Annotated in this window: 1 protein-coding gene; it reads right to left on the bottom strand. The window is 40.7% G+C overall.

Features of this window, described 5'->3' with window-relative positions:
- A partial coding sequence (locus ED312_RS21795; RefSeq protein ID WP_148044349.1) for a hypothetical protein occupies positions 1-360 on the bottom strand: 360 nt, incomplete at its 3' end.
- Between the last annotated feature and the right edge of the window lie 811 nt (positions 361-1,171).

Raw genomic sequence — 1,171 nt, 5'->3', positions numbered from 1 at the left:
TCCTATTAATATTTTCTTGTCCCCCTGGTATATGAATACATCATTTTTTTCCACCTCGTATTTATAGATATATACCGCAGGTTCCGTACGGATTTGGATGGAATCTTCCTCAAAGTTGATGTCCAGTACCCCGGGGTCTTTATAAAAGCTCCATTCCTTTTTCAGGAAGGCCGTGCCATCTCCTTCAACTTCTTCGCCCCCTGGTCCCACAAAATGTTTCACTTCCGTGATCTCATAAGTGTTGTCATACACAAAAGTGTTGTTTTCTACCGGGTCAACGGGATCGACAGGGTTGTCATCATCGCTGTTTGAACAGGAGAGAAGCAGTACTATAAACGGGATAAATACTAATCGGTTCATAATCAATTAATGGGATATAGTTAAAATTCTCATCTTCGGTAAGGTAATAGTCCATATTTGTTTCATTGATTAAAAGCCTATTTGCGCAATTAGGTATCTACCCGATAGAGACACAAAACAGAAGATTAACCCCTAAGGACTTTTTTATTTTAACATTATTCTGATGTTGCACAACAGAAATTGAGGTATAGCAGTAGTATTGATTTCATTTAATTTACGGAATACTAAGATTTTGTTTACTTTCTTAAAGAGCAAAAATCGCCTGGCGCAGGTTCAGGTGATTTATAACAATGCTTTAGCAGTATCATGTCGTAGCTACCGCCGGTTTGCAACTGGTGGCCACAACAGTGGCCAACAACTAACTAACCCAAATAACCAATGTCGTCTATTTCCAAAACGGTATGATCCCCGGCAAAATTTCTTGCGCTACTATATTTCCATTCCGTTGGCCCGGTCACAAAACCGGCACCGGCCTTATTATAAAATTTGTAGTTTCCGCTCATGTCCTGAACATACAAAAACTATACTATTAAAGCATAGCTTTTGTTCTAAGGTGCATTACGTACTCATGCCCGCCACCAGTTGCAAACTGGCGGTAGGGGGGATAGGCTCTAAATAGACTCCAGGTATTGAATGGCAAAATCCAGCAATTCATCTTTATTTTCTTTTAAACCTTCGATCGTTTCTTTCCGTTCAATATCCGGGAGTATACCCCGCTACCTGTGGTATCCAAGAAAACATCCAGCCACTCCACTACGGCACAACTTACAAAATACAGGCCTTCCGGATGATGGAACTTGTAGTTGCTGCG

Origin of the sequence: Sinomicrobium pectinilyticum (assembly GCF_003725735.1) — a bacterium.
Taxonomy (GTDB): Bacteria; Bacteroidota; Bacteroidia; order Flavobacteriales; family Flavobacteriaceae; genus Sinomicrobium; species Sinomicrobium pectinilyticum.
The sequence above is the reverse complement of the archived record's forward strand: the minus strand, read 5'-3'. Positions and strand labels throughout refer to the sequence as shown.